Annotated in this window: 18 protein-coding genes; 7 read left to right on the top strand and 11 right to left on the bottom strand. The window is 71.9% G+C overall.

Features of this window, described 5'->3' with window-relative positions; translation table 11 throughout:
* Positions 1 to 8: 8 nt before the first annotated feature.
* The 6 genes from GON04_RS22070 to GON04_RS22045 form a co-directional block, all read right to left on the bottom strand.
* Positions 9 to 1,142 (bottom strand): hybrid sensor histidine kinase/response regulator, encoded by a 1,134-nt coding sequence (locus tag GON04_RS22070; protein WP_157400132.1) that lies wholly within the window; start codon positions 1,140 to 1,142, stop codon positions 9 to 11.
* Complete coding sequence (locus GON04_RS22065; protein WP_157400131.1) at positions 1,139 to 1,717, bottom strand: chemotaxis protein CheB; 579 nt, start codon at positions 1,715 to 1,717, stop codon at positions 1,139 to 1,141. The genes GON04_RS22070 and GON04_RS22065 overlap by 4 nt, the downstream gene beginning before the upstream one ends.
* A gap of 20 nt (positions 1,718 to 1,737) precedes the next feature.
* The gene (locus GON04_RS22060; protein WP_181653707.1) at positions 1,738 to 2,559 is read right to left on the bottom strand and encodes a CheR family methyltransferase; all 822 of its coding nucleotides are present in this window, start codon (positions 2,557 to 2,559) and stop codon (positions 1,738 to 1,740) included.
* The gene (locus GON04_RS22055) at positions 2,559 to 6,011 is read right to left on the bottom strand and encodes a response regulator (protein WP_181653706.1); all 3,453 of its coding nucleotides are present in this window, start codon (positions 6,009 to 6,011) and stop codon (positions 2,559 to 2,561) included. Before GON04_RS22055 ends, GON04_RS22060 begins: the two co-directional genes overlap by 1 nt.
* Before the next feature lie 164 nt (positions 6,012 to 6,175).
* The gene (locus GON04_RS22050) at positions 6,176 to 7,105 is read right to left on the bottom strand and encodes a hypothetical protein (RefSeq protein WP_157400130.1); all 930 of its coding nucleotides are present in this window, start codon (positions 7,103 to 7,105) and stop codon (positions 6,176 to 6,178) included.
* A 156-nt stretch (positions 7,106 to 7,261) separates the two neighbouring features.
* A complete protein-coding gene (locus GON04_RS22045; RefSeq protein ID WP_157400129.1) occupies positions 7,262 to 8,167 on the bottom strand; it encodes an alpha/beta fold hydrolase in 906 nt (301 codons plus the stop codon).
* Between the two features lie 26 nt (positions 8,168 to 8,193).
* On the opposite strand from GON04_RS22045, the gene GON04_RS22040 reads away from it, so the two are divergent.
* The 4 genes from GON04_RS22040 to plsY all read left to right on the top strand — a co-directional run bounded on the left by GON04_RS22040 (position 8,194) and on the right by plsY (position 12,484).
* Positions 8,194 to 10,113: an acetate--CoA ligase gene (locus tag GON04_RS22040; RefSeq protein ID WP_232533165.1), complete on the top strand. Its 1,920-nt coding sequence runs from the start codon at positions 8,194 to 8,196 to the stop codon at positions 10,111 to 10,113.
* Positions 10,114 to 10,245: 132 nt separating this feature from the next.
* A complete protein-coding gene (locus GON04_RS22035) occupies positions 10,246 to 11,307 on the top strand; it encodes an aldo/keto reductase (protein ID WP_157400128.1) in 1,062 nt (353 codons plus the stop codon).
* A 9-nt stretch (positions 11,308 to 11,316) separates the two neighbouring features.
* A complete protein-coding gene (locus tag GON04_RS22030) occupies positions 11,317 to 11,811 on the top strand; it encodes an aminoacyl-tRNA deacylase (RefSeq protein ID WP_157400127.1) in 495 nt (164 codons plus the stop codon).
* Between the two features lie 40 nt (positions 11,812 to 11,851).
* The gene (gene plsY, locus GON04_RS22025) at positions 11,852 to 12,484 is read left to right on the top strand and encodes a glycerol-3-phosphate 1-O-acyltransferase PlsY (RefSeq protein WP_157400126.1); all 633 of its coding nucleotides are present in this window, start codon (positions 11,852 to 11,854) and stop codon (positions 12,482 to 12,484) included.
* On the opposite strand, the gene pstS is transcribed toward plsY, so the two are convergent.
* The 4 genes from pstS to GON04_RS22005 all read right to left on the bottom strand — a co-directional run bounded on the left by pstS (position 12,429) and on the right by GON04_RS22005 (position 16,381).
* On the bottom strand, positions 12,429 to 13,541 hold the full coding sequence (gene pstS, locus GON04_RS22020) for a phosphate ABC transporter substrate-binding protein PstS (protein WP_157400125.1): 1,113 nt from the start codon (positions 13,539 to 13,541) through the stop codon (positions 12,429 to 12,431). The genes plsY and pstS overlap by 56 nt on opposite strands.
* Before the next feature lie 92 nt (positions 13,542 to 13,633).
* Complete coding sequence (locus tag GON04_RS22015; RefSeq protein WP_157400124.1) at positions 13,634 to 15,244, bottom strand: MFS transporter; 1,611 nt, start codon at positions 15,242 to 15,244, stop codon at positions 13,634 to 13,636.
* The gene (locus tag GON04_RS22010) at positions 15,244 to 15,888 is read right to left on the bottom strand and encodes a retropepsin-like aspartic protease family protein (protein ID WP_338051032.1); all 645 of its coding nucleotides are present in this window, start codon (positions 15,886 to 15,888) and stop codon (positions 15,244 to 15,246) included. The genes GON04_RS22015 and GON04_RS22010 overlap by 1 nt, the downstream gene beginning before the upstream one ends.
* 7 nt (positions 15,889 to 15,895) lie before the next feature.
* A complete protein-coding gene (locus GON04_RS22005; RefSeq protein WP_157400123.1) occupies positions 15,896 to 16,381 on the bottom strand; it encodes a YajQ family cyclic di-GMP-binding protein in 486 nt (161 codons plus the stop codon).
* Positions 16,382 to 16,430: 49 nt separating this feature from the next.
* On the opposite strand from GON04_RS22005, the gene murB reads away from it, so the two are divergent.
* From murB to GON04_RS27220, 3 genes are all read left to right on the top strand, one after another.
* Positions 16,431 to 17,486 (top strand): UDP-N-acetylmuramate dehydrogenase, encoded by a 1,056-nt coding sequence (gene murB, locus GON04_RS22000; RefSeq protein WP_181653783.1) that lies wholly within the window; start codon positions 16,431 to 16,433, stop codon positions 17,484 to 17,486.
* A gap of 105 nt (positions 17,487 to 17,591) precedes the next feature.
* Positions 17,592 to 19,412, top strand: coding sequence for an autotransporter assembly complex protein TamA (locus GON04_RS21995; protein WP_157400121.1), 1,821 nt, complete (start codon positions 17,592 to 17,594; stop codon positions 19,410 to 19,412).
* Positions 19,409 to 23,140, top strand: coding sequence for a translocation/assembly module TamB domain-containing protein (locus tag GON04_RS27220; RefSeq protein WP_198349388.1), 3,732 nt, complete (start codon positions 19,409 to 19,411; stop codon positions 23,138 to 23,140). Before GON04_RS21995 ends, GON04_RS27220 begins: the two co-directional genes overlap by 4 nt.
* A gap of 12 nt (positions 23,141 to 23,152) precedes the next feature.
* On the opposite strand, the gene argG is transcribed toward GON04_RS27220, so the two are convergent.
* Positions 23,153 to 24,487, bottom strand: coding sequence for an argininosuccinate synthase (gene argG / locus GON04_RS21985; protein WP_157400119.1), 1,335 nt, complete (start codon positions 24,485 to 24,487; stop codon positions 23,153 to 23,155).
* Between the last annotated feature and the right edge of the window lie 8 nt (positions 24,488 to 24,495).

Genomic DNA, 24,495 nt, shown 5'->3' with positions numbered 1-24,495 from the left:
CGATTTTCTCATGCGCCGCCGGGCGGCGAGGGAAGCCGGATGATGAACTCCGCGCCGTCGCCGCGGGTGCTGTGCACCTCCAGCCGGCCGCCGTGCGCCAGCACGATCTGCCGGCTGATGAACAGCCCCAGGCCCAGGCCCGGCACGTCGCGGCCGGACTCGGCGCGCTCGAACTGGCCGAAGATGCGCTCCTGGTCGGCCGGGTCGATGCCGTCGCCGTGGTCGCGCACCGACAGCGCCGCCTCGCCGCCGTCGACACGCAGCGTGACCGCCACCGGGCGCGAACGGCCGTAGCGCAGGGCGTTGGTCAGCAGGTTGGTGATGACCTGCTCCAGCCGCACCTCGTCGCCGACCAGGGGGATGCTGGCCGGCGCGTCCAGGCTGAGCGCGACGCCGGCGGCGCGCGCCGGCTCGTCCATCGCCTCCACGGCACGGCGCGCCAGCGCGGCCAGGTCCATCGGCGCGTACGACATCGCCAGCTGGCCGGTGCGCGAGCGCGACACGTCGATGATGTCGTCCAGCAGCCGGATCATGCTGCGGATCTGCTGCTCGTCCCGCTGCACCAGCTGGCCGAATGCCGCCGCGTCGGGCAACCTGCCGGCCGCGGCCATGCGCTTGCGCAGCTGCGCCTGCAGGAACAAGGTGTTGAGCGGGTTGCGCAGCTCGTGCGAGACCATGGACATGAAGTCGTCGCGCATGCGCACCGCTCGCTCGAGCTCGCCCTGCATGTGCAGCAGGTCCAGCCGCTGGCGGAACAGCTCGACGAACACGTTGACCTTGCTGCGCACGGCGTGGGGATCGAGCGGCTTGTAGAGGAAGTCGACCGCGCCGGATTCGTAGCCGCGGAAGGCGTAGTTCTGCTCGCGGCCGGCCGCACTGACGAACACGATGGGGATGCCGCGCGTGCGCTCGGTGCCGCGCATCAGCTCGGCCAGCTCGAAGCCGTTCATCGACGGCATCTGCACGTCCAGGATGGCGAGCGCGAACGGGTGCTCGATCATCAGCGACAGCGCCTCGTCGCCCGAGCGCGCCGTGTGGATGCGCCGGCCCGGCTGGCGGATCAGGGCCTCCAGGGCGACCAGGTTCTCCTGCAGGTCGTCGACCAGCAGCACGTTCACATCGGTTTCCGTCGACAGACTCATCGGGTCAGCAGGGTGTGGAGCAGGGTTCGGAGGTCGGGCAGGGGCAGCACGAAGTCCGGCGGGGCGGCTGCGATGGCAGCCGCGGGCATGGTCGGGTAGGCGGCATCGGCGGGGTCCTGTGCGGCCGTGAGGCCGCCCCGGGCGCCGATGGCGGCCAGCCCGCGCGCGCCGTCCTCGTTGGCGCCGGTGAGGAGCATTCCCGCCACGGCCGGGCCGAGGGCATCGGCGCAGGACTCCAGCAGCACGTCGATCGAAGGCCGCGAGAACAGCGCTGGCGGCTCACAGCTGAGGGAGAAGGTGCGATCGGCTTCCAGCAGCAGATGGTAGCCCGGGGGTGCGAAGTAGAGCCGCCCGGGCTCCAGCCGCGCACCGGGCTGGGCTTCGTGGACGCGATCGCGTCCCAGCCGCCGCGCGAACAACTCGACCAGCTGGCTGTCGTGGTCTTCCGGCAGGTGCAGCACCGTCACCACCGCTGCGTGGTCCGAGGGCGGCAGGCCGTCGAACAGCTGGAACAGCGCGTCGATGCCGCCGGCCGAGGTGCCGATGGCCACGAGCTCGGGCCGCCTCCGCGTCATGGGAGCGCCAGCGGGTGCGGTCACCGGCCCGCCCTCCGGTACAGGCGCTCCGGGCGGCTGACCGGCTCGAAGCGCGTCGCATAGGCCGAGAAGTCCAGCGTCTCCTTCGAGCCCAGGCCGAGGAAGCCGCGGTGCGACAGCGACTCGTGGAACAGGCCCAGCGCCCGGTCCTGCAGGCGCCGGTTGAAGTAGATCAGCACGTTGCGGCACGACACGAGCTGGGTCTCGGAGAACACGGCGTCGGTGGCCAGGCTGTGGTCGGCGAACGTGATCCGGTCGCGCAGCCGCCGGTCGAACAGCGCGCCGCCATAGGCCGCGGTGTAGTAGTCGGCGAAGCTGCGGGTGCCGCCGGCGCGCTGGTAGTCGCGCGTGAAGGCCTGCATGCGCTCCAGCTCGAAGATGCCCTGGCGCGCCTTGTCCAGCGAGGCGGGGTTGATGTCGGTGGCGTAGAGGATGGTGCGCTCCAGCAGCCCTTCCTCCTCCAGCACGATCGCCAGCGAGAACGGCTCCTCGCCGGTGCTGCAGCCGGCCACCCAGACCTTCAGCGAGGGGTAGGTGCGCAGCACCGGCACCACCTGCCGCCGCAGCGCCAGGAAGTAGGACGGGTCGCGGAACATGCCGCTGACCGGCACCGTGAGGTACTGCAGCAGCACGGCGAACTGGCCGGCGTCGTGCAGCACGCGTTCCTGCAGCGCCGACACCGAGGGCAGGCCCATCTTCTGCTGGGCCTGCAGCACGCGCCGCTTGAGCGACGCCGGTGCGTAGTCGCGGAAGTCATGGCCGTAGCGCAGGAAGACCGCCTCGGCCAGCAGGCGGATCTCGATCTCCGCCAGCCCCGCCATCAGATGCGCTCCATCTTCGGGATCCAGACCCGCATCAGCGAGAACAGCCGCTCCAGCTCGATCGGCTTGGCCAGGTAGTCGTTGGCGCCGGCCTCCAGGCAGCGCTGCTGGTCTTCCTTCATCGCCTTGGCGGTCACGGCGATGATCGGCAGCTTCTGCCAGCGCGGGTCCCGCCGGATCTCGCGGGTGGCGGCGTAGCCGTCCATCTCCGGCATCATGATGTCCATCAGCACCAGGTCGATGTCCGCCGGCGCGCGGCGCAGCTTGTCCAGCGCCTCCAGCCCGTTGCGCGCCACCTCGACGCCGGCGCCCTTTTGCTCCAGCGCGCTGGTCAGCGCGAAGATGTTGCGCATGTCGTCGTCCACCACCAGGATGCGGCGCCCCTCGAAGGCCTTGTCGCGGTTGCGCGCGGCGCGCAGCATCTTCTGGCGCTCGGTCGACAGCTGGGTCTCCACCTGGTGCAGGAACAGCGTCACCTCGTCGAGCAGGCGCTCGGGCGAGCGCGCACCCTTGATGATGATGGAGCGCGAGTAGCGCAGCAACTCGGCTTCCTCGTCGCGGGTGAGGTTGCGGCCCGTGTAGACGATGACCGGCGGGAACGAGCGGCTCTCGCCCGAGGCCATGCGCCGCAGCAGCTCCTGGCCCGTCATGTCGGGCAGCTTCAGGTCGATCACCATGACGTCGAACACCGAGCCGGCCAGCGCCTGCAGCGCCTGCCCGCCCTCGGACACCGGCACGATCTCGACGTCGCCGCCGCCGATCAGCTGCACGATGCTGTCGCGCTGGCGCGGGTCGTCCTCGACCACCAGCACCCGCTTGACCTTCTGGCTCAGCTTGGATTCCAGGCGCGAGAACACCTCCTGCAGCTGCTCGCGCGTGGCGGGCTTGAGCGCGTAGCCGATCGCGCCCAGGTGCAGGGCGGTCTCGGACCGGTCCTCGACCGAGATCACGTGCACCGGCACGTGGCGGGTGCCCGCGTTCTCCTTCAGGCGCTGCAGCACCGACAAGCCCGAGTCGTCGGGCAGGCGCATGTCCAGCAGCACGGCGTCGGGCGCATGGGCGAGGGCCAGTTCGACGCCCTCGTCGGCCTGGTGGGCGACCAGGCAGCGGTAGCCGAGCTCGTGCGCCAGGTCGAACAGGATGCGGGCGAAGGGCTCGTCGTCCTCCACCACCAGCACGGTGCGCCGGCCCTCCGCTGGCGCCGTGCGGTCGTCCTCGAACGCGGGCCCGCGCGCCGCTGCCGCCGCCGGAGGCACCGTGGGTGCCGGCAGGCGCGCGACCGGGGCGGACGTCGTCGCCGGCGCCGGGGCGGCGGCGCCCGCCTGGTACTCCAGCGGCAGCACCAGCGTGAAGGTGCTGCCCACGCCGGGCGAACTGGTAAGGGTGATGCTGCCGCCCAGCAGGCGGGCCAGGTCGCGCGAGATCGACAGGCCCAGGCCCGTGCCCCCGAAGCGCCGGCTCACCGTGCCGTCGGCCTGCCGGAAGGCTTCGAAGATCAGCTCCTGCTGCGACGGCTCGATGCCGATGCCGCTGTCGCGCACTTCGAAGGCGATGGCGTCGGTGCCGTGGCGCGTGACGTGCAGCGCCACCCGGCCGGTTTCGGTGAATTTCACCGCGTTGCCCACCAGGTTGCGCAGGATCTGCTCCAGCCGCTGGCGGTCGGTCGTCAGCGCCTTCGGCACGTCGGGCGCGACGTGCAGTTCCAGCGCCAGGCCCTTGCGGGTGGCCAGCGGCAGGAACATGGCCTTCAGGCCCTCGGCCAGCGCGCCCACCGGCGTCGGCTCGGGCCGCACTTCCAGCTTGCCCGCCTCGACCTTGGCGATGTCCAGGATGTCGTTGATGAGGTTCAGCAGGTCGGCGCCGGCGCCGTGGATGGACTGCGCGAAGCGCACCTGCTCCTCATTCAGGTTGCCCTCGGGGTTGTCGGCCAGCAGCTTGGCCAGGATGAGCGAGCTGTTCAGCGGCGTGCGCAGCTCGTGCGACATGTTGGCCAGGAACTCCGACTTGTAGCGGCTGGCGCGCTGCAGTTCGAGCGCGCGCTCCTCCAGCGCCTGCTGCGCACCCCGCAGCGCGTCGCGCTGCTGCTCGAGGCGGTCGGCCTGCTCGGACAGCTGCACGTTGGTCTGCTCCAGCTCGGCCTGCTGGCTCTCCAGGTGGGCCTGCGATTCCTTCAGCGCCCGCGACTGCTCCTCGAGCTCCTCGTTGGCGGTGCGCAGTTCCTCCTGCTGCACCTGCAACTCCTCGTTGAGCTGCTGGGTCTCTTCCAGCGCGTCCTGCAGCCGCTCGCGGTAGCGGGCGGCCGCCATGGCGCCGCCGAAGATCTCGCCGGCGGCGGCGGTGAGGTCGCGGTCGCGCGACTGCAGCGGCCGCAGGAAGCCCAGCTCCAGCACGCCGACCAGGCGGCCCTCGTGCAGCACCGGGGAGATGAGCACCGAGCGCGCGGTGCTCGAGCCCAGCGACGAGGCGACCTGCAGGTAGTCCGCGGGAACGTCGTCGAGCGCGATCTGGCGGCGCTGGGCCGCCGCTTCCGCCAGCAGGGTGCGCCCGGCCGGCACCTGGGCGTTGCCGTCGTCCTCGCCGGCCGGCCAGCCCCAGGTCGCGCGGCGCACGAAGCCGCCCTCCGCCTCCGCGGTGTAGACCGCGGCCACCGCCATCCCGAGCGACTCGCCCAGTGCCTCCAGCCCGGCATGGCCGACGGCCGTGAGCTCCTGTTCGCGGGCCAGCCGCTCCGACAGCCGGCTCTGGTTCTCGTGCAGCCAGGCATGCGCCTGCAGCGCGTCCGACTGGCGCTGCTGTTCGGCCCGAGCCGCCTCGTAGCTCTGCGACAGGCCGAGCAGGTCTTCACGGCCGCGCCAGGCCAGGGTGGCGCCCACCGCCAGCATCAGCAAGACGAAGGCGGTGACGGAGGTGATGGTGGTGCTGTTGACGGTCGCGGTGCGTTCCGCGCGCAGGCGCTCCTCGGTGGCCGCGATCTCGTCGAACAGGTCGCGCACCCCGTCCTTGAGCTGCCTGCCCAGGTTCGCCTGCGCGACCAGGCTGGCCTGGGAGTCGGCGCGGCGCAGCGCGATGCGCTCGGCCGCCCCGGCGGCCCATTGCTGCTGCAGGCCCTGGATGCGCTCGAGCCGGCGCACCTGCTCGGGGTTGTCGGCCACCAGCTCGCGCAGCTGCGCGACCTCGGCCGTGAGCTCGATCCGGGTGCGGTCGAAGTTCTCCAGGAAGCGCTCGTCGCCGGCGAGCTGGAAGCCGCGCACCGCCGACTCGAGCTCGAGGTCGAGCTTCTGCAGGGCATAGCTGCGCGCCAGCACCAGGTCGGAATGCTCGACCCAGCGCATGGCGCTCATCAGGTAGAGGATCAGGCCGATGAAGACGGCGGCACTGAAGACGCCGAGGCCGAGCGGCAGCGCGACGTTGCGAAGGAGGATGCGGCGGAATCGGATGGACGCTTGCGGCACTGCGGGGCGGGGGACGCGCCCGTCGATGCGCGGGCGGCCGGCAAGTGTGCCGGAAATGGCCCATCCGCGTGGGGTTTGCGCCCCAGGATCGTGCGTTCGCCGTCGGTCGCGGCCGCCGCCGCACCAGGCTCATCCGTGGCATGGCCCCGCGGGGCCGTGCCGGCTCAGCGGCGGTTGCCCAGCCAGGCCTGCGCGCCGCGGTTGCCGGCGCTGGCCGCGCGCTCGAACCAGGACAGCGCCTGCTTCTGGTCGACCGCCACGGTCGTGCCCTCGAAGTACGCCACACCCAGGAAATAGCTCATCTCGCTGCGGCCGCGGCGGATGCCTTCGTCGGTCGACTTGCCCGAGCGCTTGACGATGGACGGAATGTCGCCCTTGCCGGCCGCGTAGGCCTGCATCTGGTCCATCGTGCTGGCGAAGAAGCGGTCGCGGGTCTGGGCGGCCGTCGCCTTGTCGGGCATGGTGGCCACGAGCTCGTCGGCCAGCACGGGCAGGGCCTCGAAGGGGGTCATGCCGCCCTTCATGCGCGGCGAGTACCAGGCACGCAGCATCACCCGGTCGAGCGGCAGCAGGCCGTCGACCTTGACCGGGAAGTAGCTCAGCACGGTCTTGCCGGCCGGATGGCCGCGCACGCCCATCAGGTGCATGCCCTCGTGGTACGCGCAGCGGTACACGTCGCGGCTGCGCATCTGGATGCTGGCGGTGTCGACCTTGTCCTCGCTGCGGAAGTCGAGGTAGGTGACGCAGGGCTGGTTGTCCTCCAGGGCAGTGTCGGGCGTGACCTCGACCTTGAGGTTGGCCAGCTGGGTGGCATTGGGCTGGTCGGTGACGTCGACCAGGCGCACGCCGGCCTCGTCGGTGACGGTGCGCAGGGCGTTGAGGATGTAGTCGCGGTGCTGGGGCAGGTCGACGCCGGTCAGGCGCAGGCGGATCTCGTTCTCCCAGCGCACGATGCGGGTGGGCGTGCCGCTCTGGTGCCACAGCACTTCCCACAGCGTGGCCAGGCCCTGCTCCGTCTCATCCGCGGCCATCGCAGGCGCGGCGCAAGGCGCGAGGATCGCTGCCAGCAGCAGCGACCAGAACTTCCTGCTCATCCGAGTCACCCTTGTTAACTACGGATGAGAGTCTATGGGTAGGAGGCCTCCTACGCCAGCGCCTGTCGCAGACCGACATTTCGCCCGGCATTTCCGTGAACAATCACCGCCCCCCGCGGCGGACGGGTCACGCTCAGCCGTGGCTCCGGCCCTGGCTCAGCCGTCGAGGAAGGGCTCGACCACGGCGGCCAGTGCCTGCGGCTGGTCGTGGTGGAGCATGTGGCCGGCGTCCTGGACCACCGCCTTGCGCAGGTCGGGCACCGCCGCCAGCCGCTGGTGGAATTCGGCCAGGGTGAAGCGCCCCTCCCACCACTGCGACAGGCTGTCGTCGCTGGCCTCGACCCACAGCACCGGGCCGGTGATGCGGCGGTACAGCTCGAGCACCTCGTCGACCCGGAACAGCTGGGCGTTCGTGATCTTGTGGGCCGGGTCGCCCAGGATCTGCCAACGGCCGTCGGCCCCCTGCCGGGCCCAGTGGCGCGCCAGCCAGGCGGCCTTGTCCGCGGACAGGCGCCGGTTGGTCTTCATCAGCCGGCGCGCGACGCCGTCGGCGTCGTCGTAGGTCTTGAGCACCAGCTCGCCGCGGTGCAGCGCCTTCAGCTCGTCCATCCACCTGGCATAGCGCCCCGGCGCCTGCGCCGGGCGGGTGGCGGGCATGCCGAAGCCCTCGAGGTTGACCAGCCGCCGGATGCGCTGCGGCCGGGCGCCCGCGTACAGCATGGCGATGTTGCCGCCCATGCTGTGCCCGGCCAGGTCGACCGCCTGGCCGGGTGCATAGTGGTCCAGCAGCCAGTCGAGGTCGGCCAGGTAGTCGGGGAACCAGTAGTTGTCGACGACCGGCGTCTCGGTCAGGCCGTAGCCGCGCCAGTCGGGTGCGATGACGTGCCGGTCCTGCGCGAAGGCGTCGACCATGAACTGCCAGGACGCCGCCACGTCCATCCAGCCGTGCACCAGGACCAGCGGCACCTGGCCCGGCCGGGGCTCGCCCCACACCCGCACGTGGTAGCGCAGGTGGCGGATCGGGACAAACTCGCTGCGCGACGTACGTCGGGGTTGGTACATTGCGGCCGATCATAGGAGGGGAGCCCATGCCGGTCAGTCAAGGCAGCGACAACGCCGACCACCACGCGAGCATGCATGCAGCGTTCCGCTGGTCGGTGCCGGCGCAGTTCAACATCGCTCAGGTGTGCTGCACGCGCTGGGCCGAGCGGCCGGACGGCGCCGACCGCATCGCGATCCGCGCCCACGGGGCGGCCGGCAACGGCCGCGTGCTCACGTTCGGCGCGCTGCAGGCACAGGCCAACCGGCTCAGCCGCGTGCTCGCCGGCCTCGGGGTGCAGCGCGGCGACCGCGTCGCGCTGGTGATGCCGCAGCGCTTCGAGACCGCCATCGCCTACATGGCGATCTTCCAACTCGGCGCCATCGCCATGCCGTTGTCGATGCTGTTCGGCCCCGAGGCGCTGGACTACCGGCTGCGCGACAGCGAGGCGGTGGTGGCGCTGGTCGACGAGAGTTCCATCGCCAACATCCTGGCCGTGCGCGCGAACTGCCCGGCGCTGCGCACCATCGTGGGCGTGGACGCCGCCGCCCTGCAGGCCGACCTGGACTGGGGGGGCGAACTCGCGCGCCAGCCGTCGACCTTCGCCGCCGTCCCCACCCAGGCCGACGAAGGTGCCGTCCTGATCTACACCAGCGGCACAACCGGCCCACCCAAGGGCGCGCTCATCCCGCACCGCGCGCTGATCGGCAACCTGCCCGGCTTCGTCTGCAGCCAGAACTGGTTCGGCTTCGACCCAACACTCTCGGCCTCTCGCGTCGATGGGACCCCCACGCCTGTCACACCCTCCCCCGCGAGGGGCAGGGAAGGGGAGGGGGCGGGCGTCAAGCCATGGCAAGCGCCCAGCGCCGGGGACGACCAGAACACGGCAGTGTTCTGGTCCCCGGCAGACTGGGCGTGGACAGGAGGGTTGATGGACGCCCTGCTGCCGTCCCTCTACTTCGGCCGCCCCATCGTCGCCTACAACGGACGCTTCGCCCCCGAGACCGCCTTCGCCCTGCTGCAGGAGCACGGCGTCACGCACACCTTCCTGTTCCCGACGGCGCTCAAGGCCATGATGAAGGCCTATCCCGAGCCGCGGCGGCAGTTCCGGCTGAAGCTGCAGGCCATCATGAGCGCCGGCGAGGCGGTCGGCGACGCGGTGTTCGCCTACTGCCGCGACCAGCTGGGCGTGGCGGTCAACGAGATGTTCGGCCAGACCGAGATCAACTACGTGGTCGGCAACTGCAGCATGACCTGGGCCCCCACGCTTCCCGCTTCGCGTGGTGCGCTGCCCCCCGAGGGGGCCCAACCTGCCTTGGGGCGGCCCGGCGGCAGGTTGACGGCCTTCACCGGCGCCGTGGGCTGGCCGGCGCGTCCGGGGAGCATGGGCCGGCCCTATCCCGGGCACCGGGTTGCCGTCATCGACGACGACGGCAACGAATGCCCGGTCGGCGTGCCGGGTGACGTGGCCGTCAACCGCTACGACGTGCACGGCGATCCCGATCCGATCTTCTTCCTCGGCTACTGGCGCAACGAGGCCGCCACGCGCCGCAAGTCGACCGGCGACTGGTGCCGCACCGGCGACCTCGCCACCCGCGACGCCGACGGCTACCTGTGGTACCAGGGCCGGGCCGACGACGTGTTCAAGGCCGCCGGCTACCGCATCGGCCCGAGCGAGATCGAGAACTGCCTGGTCAAGCACCCGGCAGTGGCCAACGCCGCCGTCGTGCCCAAGCCGGACCGCGAACGCGGCGCGCTGGTCAAGGCCTACATCGTCCTCGCGCCGGGCCATCGGCCGGGCGACGAACTGGTGGCCGAACTGCAGCAGCACGTGCGCGGCAAGCTGGCGCCCTACGAGTATCCGAAGGAGATCGAGTTCATCGAGGCGCTGCCCATGACCACCACCGGCAAGGTGCAGCGCCGCGTGCTGCGGCTGCAGGAGGAAGAAAGGGCGCGCGCTGCGGGCTGAGGCCTCGGCCGCGGCGGACCCGGCCCGCGCAGGATCACCGGGGAAGGGCCTTCGGGCAGGGCGGGGACGGCGGGCCGGCGGGTTGGTTTATTCTGCGCAGCTTCGCCGTTCCGGCCCTGCCAGTCTTCCTCCATGAACCTCGTCCCGCTCGGCGCCAGCGACCTGCGCGTCACCCCCATCTGCCTGGGCACCATGACCTTCGGTGAACAGGTGTCCGAAGCCGATTCCCACGCCATCCTCGACCGCGCGCTGGAACGCGGCATCAACTTCCTGGACACCGCCGAGATGTACTCGGTGCCCACCCGCGCCGAGACCTTCGGCGCCACCGAGACCATCCTGGGCAACTGGTTCCGCAAGAACCCGGCGGCGCGTCAGAAGGTGGTGCTGGCCACCAAGGTGGCCGGTCCCTCGCGCGGCATGCCCTGGGTGCGCGAGGGCGTCGGCATGACGGCCAGCGACATCGTCGCCTCGTGCGAGAAGTCGCTGCGCCAGCTGCAGACGGACGTCATCGACCTCTACCAGATCCACTGGCCCGAGCGCCACGTGCCGATGTTCGGCTCCATGTACTACGACCCGCAGCAGGAGCGCACCCAGACCTCGATCCACGAGCAGCTGGAAGCCTTCGAGCGGCTGCGCAAGGCCGGCAAGATCCGCCACATCGGCCTGTCGAACGAGACCCCGTACGGCGTGCACGAGTTCGTGCGCCTGGCCGAGCAGCACGGCCTGCCGCGCGTGGCAACGGTGCAGAACGTCTACTGCCTGGTCAGCCGCGGGCTGGAGAACGGCCTGGACGAGACCATGCACCGCCTGGACGTGTCGCTGCTGGCGTATTCGCCGCTGGCCTTCGGCCTGCTCACCGGCAAGTACGACCTGTGCGGCACCGACGGCCCGGACACGCCGCGCGACGCCCGCATCGGCAAGTTCGAGTCGGTGCGCAAGCAGCGCTGGGGCCGGCCCGAGGCGCTGGCCGCCGCGCGCCGCTACAACCAGCTGGCGCGCGACCACGGCCTGACGCCGACCCGGATGGCGCTGGCCTTCTGCTACACCAAGTGGCAGGTCGCCAGCACCATCATCGGAGTGCGCACGCTGGCCCAGCTCGACGAGGACCTGGACGCCTGGGGCACCACGCTGGCGCCGGAACTGCTGGCCGAGATCGACAAGGTGCGCTGGGAGATCCGCGACCCCGCCGTCTGAAGGCGCACCATGGCCCGCAAGGAGCACGTGAGCGAGACCCCGGCCACGGCGCTGCTGAAGGCGCGCGGGGTGCCGTTCACCGAGCACCCCTACGAGTACCTGGAGCACGGCGGGGCCGAGCACAGCGCCAGGGTGCTGGGGTTCGATCCCTTCACCGTGGTCAAGACGCTGGTGATGGAGGACGAGAAGGCCCGCCCGCTGATCGTCCTGATGCACGGCAACCGCAAGGTCTCGACCAAGAACCTGGCGCGCCAGATCGGGGCCAAGTCGGTCGAGCCGTGCAAGCCCGAGGTCGCCAACCGGCACAGCGGTTACCTGGTGGGGGGCACCTCGCCGTTCGGCACCCGCAAGGCGATGCCGGTCTACGTCGAGGAGACCATCCTGGGGCTGCCGCGCATCGCCATCAACGGCGGCCGGCGCGGCTACCTGGTGGGCATCGACCCGCAGGTTTGCGTGCAGTTGCTGGACGCCAGGCCGGTGCGCTGCGCGCTCGACGAGACCTGATCGGCCGACCCGGGCCCGGCGCTGGCAGAATCGTCGACCGATGAGCTCGCTGTACCCCTCCATTGCCGCGCTGGCCGCCTACCTGCTGGGCTCGCTGGCCTTTGCCGTGATCGTCAGTCGCGTCATGGGCCTGTCGGACCCGCGCACCTTCGGCAGCAAGAACCCGGGCGCCACCAACGTGCTGCGCTCCGGCAGCAAGGCCGCCGCCGTCGTCACGTTGCTGCTCGACGCGATGAAGGGCCTGGTGCCGGTGCTGCTGGTGCGCACCGTCGGCAAGCGCTGGGGGCTGGACGAGGGCACGGTGGCCCTGGTGGCGCTGGGTGCGTTCCTCGGCCACCTCTACCCGGTGTTCTTCCGCTTCCAGGGCGGCAAGGGCGTGGCCACCTTCCTGGGCGCGGTGTTCGGCATCCACTGGGCGCTGGGCCTGGCCACCGCCGCGACCTGGCTGATCGTCGCGTTCTTCTTCCGCTACTCGTCGCTGGCGTCGCTGGTGGCGGCCGTGTTCGCGCCCGTCTACTACCTCATGGGCAAGGGCATCGCCTGGTACGCCGAGGCCGAGGTCGCGGCGGCGCTGTTCGTCATGGCCGCGCTGCTGGCCTGGCGCCACCGCGCGAACATCAAGCGCCTGCTGGCCGGGACCGAGTCGCGGCTGGGCGCGAAGAAAACCAGTTGAACGCGTACTCGGTGGCCCAGGGCTGGGCGCCGAGGAATTCGATCGGACGCCCGTCCGGACCGGTGATCTCGCGAAAGCGCGAGAGCAGCCGTGCCTGGATGCGGGTGGGCAGTGCCACGAAGCCGGTGTCCGAGGCCATCTGGTCGCCCTGGGCGAACACCCAGTAGAAGAAGTTCAGCGTGCGCTTGGCCTGGGCCGGGTCGGTGACGGTCTTGGGAAGCAGCACGAACGTGGTCTCGGTCAGCGGCCAGGCCTCGGGGCCGGCCACGTCGACCAGGTTCGCCGTCTCGTCGCCGCGCGACAGGTCGCTGGCCGCCACCGCCGCCTGGATGCTGCGTTCGCCCGCCAGGACGAAGGCGCCGCTGCGGTTCTGCAGTTGCGCGGCCGACAGGGACTGGCGCACCACTTCCTGGTAGGAGACGTAGCCAATGGCGCCTTCGGTGGCCTTCACCGCCTCGGCCATTCCCTTGGTGCCGCGCACCGCCTGCGCTTCGCCGGCCCAGTCGACCTTGAGCGCGATGCGCGGTTCCCAGCTGGCGTCGTGGCGTGCCAGGTAGCGCACCAGCGTGCGGGTCGACCCCGACGCCTCCTCGCGCACCACGCGGTGGATGGGCCGTGCCGGCAGGGCCAGGCCGCGGTTGAGGGCGGCCAGTTCCGGGTCGTTCCAGGCCTTGATGCGGCCGGCGAAGATCTTCGCCAGCACTGCGCCGTTCAGGCGCAGCTCGCCCGGCTTGACCCCTCGCAGGTTGTAGACCGGCACCAGGCCGCCGACCAGGGTCGGGAACTGCAGCAGGTTGTTCTTCTGCAGCTCGGCCGCGGCCATCGGTTCGTCGCTGGCGCCGAAGTCGACTTGGCGGGAGGTGATGCGCTTGACGCCTTCGCCCGAGCCGACGGCCTGGTACTGCAGGGGCACCTTCTTGTCGCGGGCATAGCCCGAGCCCCAGGCGGCATACACCTCGGCGGGAAAGGTGGCGCCGGCGCCGCGGATGGCCGGGGCGGACTGGGCGTGTGCGAGCACGGGAAACGCCAGGGCGGCAAGCACGCAGGCAATACGCATGGAAAACTCCTCCTTCTTGTGAATCGGGTGTGCGCGCCGGCGCGGCAGCAGCCGGGACCGCGCGGCGCCGCTGGGTCGCGGCGCGGCAGGACTCAGTCCTGCATGACGACGTAGCGCATCACGCGCGGCGGGCCGTCGCCGGTGTGGAAGGCCAGGCGGCGGTCGCGCAGCAGGGCGTCGGCCGCGGTCAGGCGGTCGAAGCGCCGCAGGTGCTCGGTCCAGGATTCGTCTGTGACCTGCTCGACGTAGCGGGTCGGGTCCGACACGTCGTGCAGCAGTTGCCAGTCGAGCGCGCCCTGCTGCAGGCGGCTGCGCCGGCTTTCCTGCATCACGGCCAGGAAGGCCTGGTTCTGGGCCGGATCGATGAGGTATTCCACGCACAGCCGGATGCGGCCCGACTCGGGCGGGCGCGGGATGTCGGGCACGCGGATGACCTGCGAGGGCGTGAGGTCCTCTTCGGTGCCGCGGTCGACCACCAGCCGCTGCGCCACCACCATCAGGAACACGCCGCTGAAGGCCGCCACCGAGAGGGCGTCGCGCACGCTGAAGACGGTGGCGATCTGGCCCCAGAACGCCGCGCCGCTGGCAGTGGCGCCCATGATGCAGATCTGGTAGATCGACATGCCGCGGGCGCGCACCCAGTCGGGCAGCGCCATCTGGGCGGCGACGGTGAGCGAGTTGGCCACCGAGATCCAGGCCGCGCCCGAGACGATCATGGCCGGCACGGCCAGCCACAGGGCGGGTGCGTAGGCCACGCCCAGCGTGCCCAGCGCCTGCAGGGTCATGCCCACCAGCAGCAGCCGCTGCAGCGGCAGCGCGGCGCGGATGCGCGGCATGTTCAGAGCGGCGACGATGGCGCCCGAGCCCATCGAGGCCAGCAGGATGGTGTAGGTGCTGGCGGCACCGCCGGGCAGGCCGCGCGCCACCAGCGGCAGCAGCGCCAGCTGGGCGGTGGAATGCAGGAAGAACAGCGCGATGCGCAGCAGGATGGCGCGCATGCGGCTGGACTGGCGCACGAACTGCACGCCCACCCGCATCGCGCTGGTCAGCCGCTCGCGGCCGAGCGGGCTCTCGTGGTGCTCGCGCCGCCAGCGCATGATGGTGAAGCCGGCCACCAGCGACAGCACGGCGTTGAGCACGAACACGTAGGCGCTGCCGGCGCCGGCGATGATGGCGCCGGCCAGCAGCGGGCCGATGATGCGCGAGCCGTTCATCGCGATGCCGTTGAGGGCCAGCGCCTGTGCCAGCTGCGCCCGCGGCACCACCTCGGGGATGATGGCCGCGAACACCGGCCAGCGCATCGCCAGGCCGACCCCGTTGGCGAAGGTCAGGGCCAGCAGCAGCGGCGCCGTCATCTCGTCGGCCAGGATCACGCCGCACAGCACCACCGCCACCATGGCCACCCAGAACTGGGTGGCCATGAAATAGCGCTTGCGATCCAGGATGTCGGCCAGCGCGCCGCTGGGCAGGCCGAGGAAGAACACCGGCAGCGTGGAGGCCGACTGCACCAGCGCCACCCACAGCGGCGACGGCGCAATGGTGGTCATGAGCCAGGCGGACGACACGTCGTTCATCCACATCGTCGTGTTCGCCGCCAGCCAGGTGAACCACAGCATGCGGAACACCGGGTTGGACAGCGGCTCGAGGGCGGAGTCGCGCGGCGGCGACGCAGTCGTGACGGCTCCCGGGGCGGTTTCAGGCATCAGTAGCGGCGCTCCAGCACCATCTGCTCGTTGTCGCGCCGCATCGAGAAGCGGCCGAGGAAGCTGTTGCCCAGCAGCACGTAGGGCATGGAGCCGGAACCCACTACGGCGTCGACCTCGCGCACCTCGACGTCGCCCAGCCGCACGCTGGGCAGCTTGACCTGCCAGCCCATGACCACGCCGTTGGCGGTGGACATGCGCACCGGCTGGCCGGCCTTGTAGTCGATGCCCAGCCGCTCGGCGTCGGTCGCGCCCAGGCCCACCAGGGTGGCGCCGGTGTCGACCATGAACATCGCGGCGCGGCCGTTGATGCTGCCCTCGCTGGTGAAATGTCCGCCGCTGCTGGCGCTCAGCACGATGCGGCTGCCGCCGGGGCGGGCCGGGCCGCCGCCGAAATTGCCGGGCGATTCGCCCACCCGCAGGGTCTGGCGCCGCCCGCCCACTTCGAGCACGGCCTGGTCGCCGGCGGTGGAGACCACCTTGACGCCCTTCCAGGTGTCGCCGACCGCCACGGTCTTGGGGGCGCCGCCGTCGACCACCAGCAGCGGCTTGCCGCCCAGCATGCCCTGGACCGCGACGGTCTGCGACTGCGCTGCGGCACAGGCCAGCAGCAGCCAGGAGGCCAGCGGGACGGCGCGCGGCACGGGGCGCTCAGTCGCGGAAATTGTTGAACGACAGCGGAAGATCGTCGATGTCCTTGCGGATGAGGGCCATGACGGCCTGCAGGTCGTCGCGCTTGGCGCCGGTGACGCGCACGCTGTCGCCCTGGATGGACGCCTGCACCTTGAGCTTGCTGTCCTTGATGAGCTTCTGGACCCGCTTGGCCTGCTCGGTCTCGATGCCGCTGCGCACCTTGATGACCTGCTTGACCTTGTCGCCCCCCATCTTCTCGACCTTGCCGCGGTCGAGGAAGCGCACGTCGACGTTGCGCTTGGCCAGCTTGCTGGTGAGGATGTCCTCGACCTGCGTCAGCTGGAAGTCGGCGTCGCCGAACAGGGTGATCTCCTTGTCCTTGAGCTCGATGGCGGCCGAGGTGCCCTTGAAGTCGAAGCGGGTGCCGATTTCCTTGGCCGTGTTGTCGACGGCATTGCGCACCTCGACCAGGTTGGGTTCGCACACGGTATCGAAGGACGGCATCGGCAGGGACCTCGGGATCGCGGGTGGGTTGGGCCACAATTGTCCCATGATCGTCGTGGAGCAGAACGTTTCGCTGGCGCCCCACAACAGCTTCGGCATCGTGGCCAAGGCGCGCGAGCTCGTGCGCGTGCGCGGCGAGGCCGAGGTAGTCCAGCTGCTGGCCGACCCGGCGCTGGCCGGGCGGCCCACGTTCATCCTCGGCGGCGGCAGCAACATCGTGCTGACCGGGGACGTCCGGGCGCTGGTCCTGAAGGTCGAGGTGGCCGGCCGGCGGGTGCTGGACGACGGCCCCCGGGCCACCATCGTCGAGGTCGGCGCGGGCGAGAACTGGCACGACACCGTCGCCTGGACGCTCGACCAGGGCTTCCCGGGCCTGGAGAACCTGGCCATGATCCCGGGCACCGTGGGCGCCTCGCCGGTGCAGAACGTCGGCGCCTACGGGGTCGAGCTGCAGGACCGGTTCGAGTCGCTGGACGCCATCGACCTGCAGACCGGGCGCCCGTTCACCCTCGACGCCACCCAGTGCGCGTTCGGCTACCGTGACTCGGTGTTCAAGCACCCGCCGGCCGACGCCGCCGAGGGCGGCTCGCGCGGCATGGGGCTGGCCGGCCGGGCCCTGATCCTGCGGGTGCGGCTGCGCCTGCCCAAGCCCTGGAAGCCGGTGATCGACTACGCCGACCTGCAGCGCAAGATGGCCGAGACCGGCATCCGCCACCCCACGCCGCGCCAGATCTTCGACTGGGTGTGCGCCATCCGCAGCGCCAAGCTGCCCGATCCGCGGGTGATCGGCAACGCCGGCAGCTTCTTCAAGAATCCCACCGTCACGCCCGAGCAGTGCACGGACATCATCGCCCGCGAGCCGGGCATCGTGCACTACCCCATGCCCGACGGCAGCGTGAAGCTGGCCGCCGGCTGGCTCATCGACGCCTGCGGCTGGAAGGGCAAGTCGGTCGGCAACGCCGGCGTCTACGAGAAGCAGGCGCTGGTGCTGGTCAACCGCGGCGGCGCCACCGGCGGCGAGGTGGTCACCCTGGCGCGCGCCATCCAGACCAGCGTGTACGAGCGATTCGGCATCCGCCTCGAGCCCGAGCCGGTGGTGGTCTGACGGCGGGCCCATCGGCAGCGTGTCGGTGGCGGCCTACGAGGCGGTCCCGGCAACCTCTGCATCATGGCGGCAGGCAACCGCCGCACCACAAGACCATGAGCAGCGATGACTCCCGGCCTGCGCGCCCGGCTTGAGCACGGGCTGCGGCTTGCCATCGCCTGCGCCTGTTTCGCCACCGCGTCCGCCGGCGCCCAGACCAGGGAGCCGGTGCGCCCGGCGTTCACGCTGGACGTCCGCGCCCCGGACGAGATCCGCAAGCTGCTGGAACAGCACCTGGACCTGCGGCGCTACCGCGCCGTGAGCGACCTCGACGAAGCCGAGCTGGCGCGGCTGGCCCGGCAGACCGACCGCGACGCCCGCGAGCTGCTCGGCACGCTGGGCTACTTCGCACCGGGGGTCGACGTGCGCCAGGAGCCCGGCGGGCCGGACGGCGTGCCGACGGTGGTGGTGGACGTGGCGCCGGGACCGCAGACCACCGTGGGCAGCATCGACATCCAGTTCGAGGGCGACATCAAGGCCTCCGAGGAGCCGAACGCCATCATCCAGCGCGGCCGCATCCGTGACACCTGGACCCTGCCGGTGGGGCGCCCGTTCACCCAGGACCGCTGGGACGACGCCAAGGCGCAGGCGATGCGCGAGCTGGTGATGCGGCGCTACCCGGCCGGCAAGGTGAGCTACAGCCTGGCCGACATCGACGCGGCTGACCACCGCGCCGCGCTGGGCCTGCGGCTGGATTCCGGGCCGCTGTTTCGCCTCGGCCCGATGCAGGTCACGGGCATCCAGCGCTACGACCCGGCACTGGCGCCGCGCATTGCCCGGCTGCCGCGCGGCTCCATCTACGACCAGGAGGAGATCCAGCGCGCCCAGGCGCGGCTGGTGGGCAGCGGCTACTTCGACTCGGCCTACATCTATGTCGACCCGGCCGCCGACCCCGAGGCGGCGCCGGTGCAGGTCACGCTGCGCGAGGCGCCGCTGCACAAGGTGGTGCTGGGCGTCGGCCTGTCGACCGACAGCGGGCCGCGCAGCTCGATCGAATACACGCACAACCAGGTGCCGGGCATCGGCTGGCGCGCCGTCACCAAGCTGCAGCTGGAAAAGAAGTCACCTTATTTCCAGACCGAGCTGAACGCGGTGCCGGGCGAGGACGGCTGGCGCTGGGGTGTGTCGGCGCGCGTCGAGCGGCTCGACGACGGAGCGCTGGTCACCCACGGCCAGCGCCTGCGGGTGGGGCGCACGCGCGCCGAGGAGCGCATCGACCGCAACGTGTACCTGCAGTACGACAACGCCGACGTGACGGCGGCCGAGGGTGCGCCGCCGCCCGAGGACACCGGCGACGGCAAATCGCTGAGCGCCAACTACATCTGGAACGGCCGTTACTTCGACCGCATTCCCTACCCCAGCCTGGGCTTCTTTGCCGGCGCCGAACTCGGCGGCGGCGTCACGCTCACCGGCAGCCGCAGCCCGTTCCAGCGCACGGTGCTGCGCTGGGTGGAGATCCATCCGGTGGGCCGCGGCCGCATCCAGTGGCGCTTCGAGGGCGGCAGCGTGCTGGCCGCGCAGAGCGCGCGCGTGCCCGCGACCCAGCTGTTCCGCACCGGCGGCGACACCTCGGTGCGCGGCTACGCGCTGCGCGAGATCGGTGAGCGGGTCAACGGCCAGGTGGTGCCCGGCCGCTTCATGGCCGTCGGCAGCATCGAGTACCAGCAGCCGATCCGTCGCGGCGGGGTCGACACGCCGCTCGAAGGCGTGGCGTTCGTGGACGCCGGCGCGGTGGCCAACCACCCCACCGACTTCCGGCCCTCGGTCGGGGTCGGTGTCGGTGTGCGCCTGCGCAGCCCGCTGGGACCGCTGCAGGTCGACCTGGCCTACGGAGTGCAGCCGCAGCACTACCGGCTGCACATCAACCTCGGCACCATCTACTGGTGAAGGAGCGACGCGTGCGTGTCCTGCGCTGGCTGCTGGGAACCCTGTTCGGGCTGGTCCTGCTCGTGCTGGCGGTCGCCGCCGCCCTGTGGCTGTGGTCCGGCACCGAGGGCTCGGCGCGCTTCGTGCTGGAGCAGGTGGCCCGGCGCCAGCCGCTGGTGGTCGAAGGCGTGCGCGGCGACCTGCGGCACGGCCTGCAGGCCGACCGGGTCGCGTGGCAGCAGGACGGCCTGGCGGCGGAGGCACGGCAGGTCGAACTGGCCTGGCAGCCGCTGGCGCTCCTGCAGGGCGTGCTGCGGCTCGACCGCCTGACCGCGGCCGTGGTGCGGATCGAGGACCGCCGGCCGCCCTCGGGCACCCGGCCGCAGCCGCCCGCGTCGGTGGCGCTGCCCATCCAGGTCGCGATCGGCGAACTGGCGCTGGGGCGGCTGGAGTGGGCCGGTCCGCCCGAGGTTGCCCTGCTCGAGGTGTCCGCCGGCTACAGCTGGGACGGCACCGAGCACCACCTGGCGCTGCGCAACCTGCGCGTGTTTGATGGGCACTACCGCGGCGACGTCCGGCTGGGCGCCGGGGAGGGCCTGCCGCTGCTGGCCTCGCTGCAGGGCCGCATCGTGGCGCCCGTGCCGGGTGGGAAGGCGCCGCTGCCGCTGGTGTTCGATGCCACGGCCAGCGGGCCGCTGGCGGGCTTCGATGCGCAGTTGCGGGTGCAGGGCGAGCCGGGGTCGGCCGCGGCGGCCGGCACCCGGCTGGTGGCCAATGCCCGCGTCACGCCCTTCGCCGAGCTGCCGGTCGCGACGGCCCAGGCCGAGCTGCAGGGCCTGGACGCCGGCGCGCTCTGGCCGCAGGCGCCGACCACGTCGCTGTCGGGGCGGGTGTCGGTGCGCCCGCAGGGAACCGAGACCTGGGTCATCAGCGCCGACCTGCGCAATGCGCTGCCCGGGCCCTGGGACAAGCGGCGGGCACCGGTCGAGCGCCTGCGTCTGGAAGGCGACTGGCGGTCCCCGGGCACGGTGCTGGTGCGCGAGCTCGATGCGCGGGTGGGCGGCGGCCGGCTGCAGGCGCGCGGCCAGTGGCAGGGCGAGGCGGCCTGGCAGGTCGACGGCACGCTCACCGGCGTCCATCCCGCTGCCCTGCACGGGATGCTGTCGGCGCTGCCCCTGAGCGGCCGCGCCACCGTGCGGGCCAACGGCCCGGCGATCACGTTCGACACCACGCTGGAGGCTCCCGATGCCGCGCCGCCCGCCACCAACGGGCTCGCGGCGGCAGCAGGGCCGCTGGAAGTGCGGTCGCTGGCGGCCAAGGGCCGCTGGGCCGGCGGCGAGCTCTCGCTGCAGACCCTGGTGGCCCGGACGGCCGACGCCCGGCTGGACGCGGCGCTGGACCTGCGGCCGTCGCGCCGCTCCGGCCGCGGCCGCATCGACCTGGAGGCCCCGGGGATGCGGGTGCGGGGCGTGGGGTCGCTGGCGCCCGGCAGCGGAGGCGGCACCATGCGGCTGTCGGCCACCGCCATCGGCCAGGCCCAACGCTGGTTGCAGAAGCTGCCCGGCCTGCCGCCGGCGATCGGCGCGCTCGCGCTCGACGGCCGGGCCGAGGTCCAGCTCGGCTGGCAAGGCGGCTGGGACGACCCCACCGTGCAGGCCACGGCGACCGTGCCGCTGCTGACGGCGCCGGGCGCCCCCGGCCAGCCGGCAGCATGGGCGGTGCGGGACCTGCAGGCCAAGGTCGACGGCCGGCTGGCCGATGCCCGGCTGGAACTGCGGGCCAAGGCGCAGCAGGCCACGCGCGAAGCGACGGTCGAACTCGCCGGTCGCGGTGGCCGGCGCGGCGCCGACGCCTGGCAGGGCGAGGTCGCCTCACTGCAGCTGGCGGCCAGCGACAGCGCGCTGGGGAAGGGCGTCTGGCGGCTGGTGCTGCGCCGTCCCGTGGCCCTGCGCTGGGCTGCCAGCCAGCTCGACCTGGATGCGGGCGAGGCCGGCCTGGTCGCGCCGGCGGCCCCGGGAACGCCGCCGGAGGCATCGCTGGCCTGGGACCCGCTGCGCTGGCGCGCCGGCCAGTTGCGCACGGCCGGCCGCCTGAGCGGCGTGCCGCTCGCCTGGCTGCAACTGTTCGCCGGCGCCCAGCTGGCGGGGACCACGCTGGGCGGTGACATGGTGGTCGATGCGCAATGGGATGCCCAGCTGGCCGACACCCTGCGCCTGCGCGCGTCGGTGGTGCGCGCGCGCGGCGATCTGTCGGTGCTGGCGGAGACTGCCGACGGCCACCCGGCGCGCGTGCAGGCCGGCGTGCGCGAGGCCCGCCTGACGCTCGACAGCGAAGGCGATGCGGTGACGCTCGCCCTGCGCTGGGACTCCGAACGGGCCGGCAGCGCCGACGCGCGTCTGGTCACGCGCCTGGCGCGCAGCGACAACGCCTGGACCTGGCCGCAGGATGCGCCGCTGTCGGGCACGGTGCACGCGCAGCTGCCGCGCCTGGGCGTGTGGTCGCTGCTGGCCCCGCCGGGCTGGCGCCTGCGCGGCTCGCTGGCGGCCGACATCAGCGTGGCCGGCACGCGCGGCGAGCCCGCGCTGAGCGGATCGCTGCGGGCCGACGACGTCGCCCTGCGCTCGGTGGTCGACGGCGTCGCGCTGCAGGACGGCCGGCTGCGCGCCCGGCTGGAGGCGCACCGGCTGGTGGTCGACGAACTGGTCCTGCGTGGTGCCGGCGACGACGGCGGCACGCTGAGCGGCAGCGGCGAGGCCAACTGGAGCGGCGGCAGTCCGCAGGTCGCCGTGACGGCGCGGCTGGAGCGCCTGCGCGCCAGCAGTCGCGGCGACCGCGAGCTCACGCTGTCGGGCACGATCGCCGCCGGCGTCGATGCCGAGGCTGCCCAGGTGCGCGGCGACCTGCGCATCGACCGCGCCCGCATCACCCTGCCGGACGAGGCCACGCCACGCCTGGGCCAGGACGTTGCGGTGCGCAATCTGCCGCCCGGCGTGGCGCTGGGCCCGCAGCGCCGCACGCCCGAGGCGGCCGCGGAGGGCGGTGCCCGCAAGCTCACGCTGGCGGTGAACCTCGATTTCGGTGACGACTTCCGCGTGACCGGCAAGGGCATCTCGACCCGCCTGGCGGGCGCGCTGGTGGTTTCCGGTGCATCGCTCGCCGAGCCGCAGATGGTCGGGCAGGTCCGCACCGTCGGCGGCGAATACCAGGCCTACGGCCAGCGGCTGGACATCGAACGCGGCGTGCTGCGCTTCACCGGCCCGGCCGACAACCCGGCCCTGGACGTGCTGGCGATCCGGCCGCACCTGATCCAGAAGGTCGGCGTGCAGGTCACTGGCACGGCGCAGCTGCCGTTCGTGCGCCTGTACGCCGATCCGGACCTGCCCGAAGCGGAGAAGCTGGCCTGGCTGGTGCTCGGGCGGCCGGCGGCGTCGGGCGGCGCCGAGGCCGCGGTGCTGCAGTCGGCGGCGCTGGCCCTGCTGGAGCGCCGCGCGGGCGGCGGCACGGGCCGGGGACCGGCGCAGCTGCTGGGGCTGGACGAAGTGGGAATCCGCCGCGATGCGGCCGAGGGTCCGGCCGTGACGCTGGGCAAGCGGATCGGGCGCAACCTGTACGCCTCGTACGAGCGCAGCCTGTCCACTGCGCTGGGTTCCCTGTACCTGTACTACGAGCTGTCGCGGCGGGTGCAGGTGCGCGCCGAGGCGGGCGAGCGCGGCGCGCTCGACCTGATCTTCACCTTCCAGTACGACTAGCCGCAGGTCCGGTCAGCGTTCGTCGGTGAGCTGCGGCAGCGGCGAATCGCCGCCCAGCGACAGCAGGCCGGCGCGGCTGTACACGCCCAGCTTCTGGCGCGTGTCGACGATGTCGAGGTTGCGCATGGTCAGCTGGCCGATGCGGTCGAGCGGCGAGAACGGCGCGTCCTCCACCTTCTCCATCGACAGCCGCTCGGGCGCATAGGTGAGGTTGGGGCTCTCGGTGTTGAGCAGCGAGTAGTCGTTGCCGCGCCGCAGTTCCAGCGTGACCTCGCCGGTGATGGCGCGCGCCACCCACCGCTGCGCGGCTTCGCGCAGCATGATGGCCTGCGGGTCGAACCAGCGGCCCTGGTACAGCAGGCGGCCGAGCTTGCGGCCGCTGTCGCGGTACTGCTCGATGGTGTCCTCGTTGTGGATGCCGGTGACCAGGCGCTCGTAGGCGATGTGCAGCAGCGCCAGGCCCGGGGCCTCGTAGATGCCGCGGCTCTTGGCCTCGATGATGCGGTTTTCGATCTGGTCGCTCATGCCCAGCCCGTGGCGGCCGCCGATGCGGTTGGCCTCGAGGATGAGGGCGACGGGGTCGGCGAACGTCTGGCCGTTGAGGGCGACCGGCTGGCCTTCCTCGAAGCGCACCGACACCTGCTCGCGCTTGACCTCGACCTCGTCCTTCCAGAACGCCACGCCCATGATGGGATTGACGATGCGGATGCCCGAGTCCAGCTGCTCCAGATCCTTGGCCTCGTGGGTCGCGCCCAGCATGTTGGAGTCGGTGCTGTAGGCCTTCTCGACCGACATCTTGTAGTCGAAGCCGTTGGCGATGAGGAACTCGCTCATCTCCTTGCGGCCGCCCAGTTCGTCGATGAAGGCCTGGTCGAGCCAGGGCTTGTAGATCTTCAGCGACGGGTTGGTCAGCAGGCCGTAGCGGTAGAACCGCTCGATGTCGTTGCCCTTGAAGGTGGAGCCGTCGCCCCAGATGTGGACGTCGTCCTCCTTCATGGCGGCCACCAGCATGGTGCCGGTGACGGCGCGGCCCAGCGGCGTGGTGTTGAAGTAGGTCAGGCCGGCGGTGGAGACGTGGAAGGCGCCGCTCTGCAGCGCCGCGATGCCCTCGTGCGCCAGCTGCAGGCGGCAGTCGATTAGGCGGGCCAGCTTGGCGCCGTACTCCATCGCCTTGCGCGGGATGGCGTCGTAGTCGGGCTCGTCGGGCTGGCCCAGGTTGGCGGTGTATGCATAGGGCAGGGCGCCCTTCTTCTGCATCCACAGCAGCGCGGCACTGGTGTCCAGGCCGCCGGAAAAGGCGATGCCGACCTTCTGGCCGGTGGGCAGGTTCTGCAGGATGGTGGCCATGGCCGGCG

The sequence above is a fragment of the Ramlibacter pinisoli genome (assembly GCF_009758015.1).
In the GTDB taxonomy this organism is placed as follows: Bacteria; Pseudomonadota; Gammaproteobacteria; order Burkholderiales; family Burkholderiaceae_C; genus Ramlibacter; species Ramlibacter pinisoli.
The sequence above is the reverse complement of the archived record's forward strand: the minus strand, read 5'-3'. Positions and strand labels throughout refer to the sequence as shown.